Raw genomic sequence first — 1,974 nt, 5'->3', positions numbered from 1 at the left:
GAGATCGCCGATGCGGTGGAAGCGACGCCAACAGGCGCGTCATTTCATTTAAAGGAACTGGATCGGGCGGGGCTCATCCACGCCACGCGGGTCGGCCGTTACATCCGCTACGCGGTTCACTTCGACAAGGTGCGCCAGCTTCTGACCTTCCTCACCGAGGACTGCTGCCAGGGCCAGCCGGAGCTTTGCGGTTCTACGGTCAAAAAAGCGCGCAAGTTGTGTAAGGGAGAAACGAAATGACCGAAGACCGCCCGGTCAACATCCTCTTTCTCTGCACAGGCAATTCCGCTCGCTCGATCATGGCCGAGGCCATCATGAATCGCGCCGCCATGGGCAAGTTCAAAGGCTATAGCGCCGGCAGCATGCCCAAGGGGCAAGTGCATCCGTTGGCAATCAATCTGCTCAACAAACTCAACTACGACACTAGCGTGCTGCGCTCCAAGTCATGGGAGGAGTTTGCGGCACCTGGCGCTCCGGTCATGGATTTCGTGTTCACGGTTTGCGACAACGCTGCCAATGAAGTCTGCCCGATTTGGCCCGGACAGCCGATGAGCGCGCATTGGGGCGTGCCTGATCCGGTTGAAGCCGAAGGCGACGCTGCCCAAAAGGCGCTGGCATTCGCCGATACCTACCGCATGCTCAACAACCGCATCGGCATTTTTACGAGCTTGCCGCTGAAATCTCTCGACAGCCTCTCGTTACAAAAGCACCTCCATGACATCGGCCGCACCAAAATCGACGTTACACCAGAGAGGGCCTGAGGCGTGGGACCGTATACGCTTGGCCAGCGTCTTGGCGCGGAGTGTCTTGGCACGGCAGTACTCCTCGCCACCGTGATCGGCTCCGGCATCATGGGCGCAAAGCTATCGGCCGGGAACGACGCACTTGCGTTGTTGGGCAACACGCTCCCGACCGGCGCCATTCTCGTCGTCTTGATCACGGTCTTCGGACCTGTTTCTGGCGCACATTTCAATCCCGCCGTTTCATGTGTGTTTTGCCTGCGTGGCGGGATCAGCGTCGGTCTCGCGTTCCTTTACATCCTGGCGCAAGTCTTCGGAGGTCTTGTTGGCGTGGCGGCAGCGCACGCGATGTTTGACCTTCCGCTGATGCAGCTCGCAACTAAGGTGAGAACCGGAACCGGCCAATGGTTCGCGGAAGGCGTCGCCACCTTCGGCTTGCTGCTGACCATTCTCGGCACGCTGCAGGCAAGACGTAAGGCCGTAGCGGTCAACGTCGGCCTTTACATCACGGCCGCCTACTGGTTCACCGCCTCGACGTCGTTTGCTAATCCGGCGGTGACGATTGCCCGTGCCTTTTCTGACACCTTTGCGGGCATCCGCTTGGCCGACGTGGCACCCTTCATTGCCGCACAGCTCGCCGGCGCGGTGCTCGCCATGCTCGTGGCTGCCTGGCTCTTCCATCCGGCGTCTGGAAGACAGACCAACACCTTGCTGGCAAGGACGAAAGCGTAATGGCCAAGAACGGAGCGGGTGACTTAAACAACGTCGTTCATGATCACCTCCACATTCCAGCCGCCGAAAAGCTGGCCGCCGCGGCGACCCACAAGCCGCGCATTCTTCTGCTTTACGGCTCACTGCGCGCGCGGTCGTACAGTCGTTTCCTCACGATGGAAGCGGCGCGCCTGCTGGAGCATTTCGGTGCCGAGACCAAGGTCTACGATCCGCATGGGCTTCCGCTGCCGGACGACGCGCCGGAAGAGCACCCCAAGGTCCAGGAGCTTCGCGACCTCGCTGCTTGGTCCGAGGGGCAGGTGTGGTGCTCGCCGGAGCGCCACGGCGCGATGAGCGGCGTGATGAAGTCCCAGATCGACTGGATACCGTTATCGACGGGCGCAATTCGACCAACGCAAGGCAAGACGCTAGCGGTGATGCAGGTCAGCGGCGGCTCGCAATCCTTCAACGCCGTGAACCAGATGCGCGTACTCGGCCGCTGGATGCGGATGATCACCATCCC

4 protein-coding genes are annotated in these 1,974 nt (G+C 60.9%); all 4 read left to right on the top strand.

Annotated features, from left to right (window positions below):
* Positions 1–240, top strand: a 240-nt coding sequence (locus AB4Z24_RS22470; protein WP_441711876.1) for an ArsR/SmtB family transcription factor, incomplete at its 5' end; no start/stop codon positions are given.
* Complete coding sequence (locus AB4Z24_RS22465) at positions 237–761, top strand: arsenate reductase ArsC (RefSeq protein WP_441711874.1); 525 nt, start codon at positions 237–239, stop codon at positions 759–761. The genes AB4Z24_RS22470 and AB4Z24_RS22465, both read left to right, overlap by 4 nt.
* Positions 762–764: 3 nt before the next feature.
* Positions 765–1,472 (top strand): aquaporin, encoded by a 708-nt coding sequence (locus tag AB4Z24_RS22460; protein WP_441711872.1) that lies wholly within the window; start codon positions 765–767, stop codon positions 1,470–1,472.
* Positions 1,472–1,974, top strand: a 503-nt coding sequence (locus tag AB4Z24_RS22455; protein ID WP_441711870.1) for an NAD(P)H-dependent oxidoreductase, incomplete at its 3' end; no start/stop codon positions are given. The genes AB4Z24_RS22460 and AB4Z24_RS22455, both read left to right, overlap by 1 nt.

Origin of the sequence: Hyphomicrobium sp. 2TAF46 (assembly GCF_052114865.1) — a bacterium.
Lineage (GTDB): Bacteria > Pseudomonadota > Alphaproteobacteria > Rhizobiales > Hyphomicrobiaceae > Hyphomicrobium_B.
This window is presented reverse-complemented; position numbering and strand designations above follow the sequence as displayed.

Bases quoted from the DNA above. Each gene is read 5' to 3' on its own strand.
- AB4Z24_RS22465 (WP_441711874.1), top strand. From the start codon at position 237: ATGACCGAAGACCGCCCGGTCAACATCCTCTTTCTCTGCACAGGCAAT.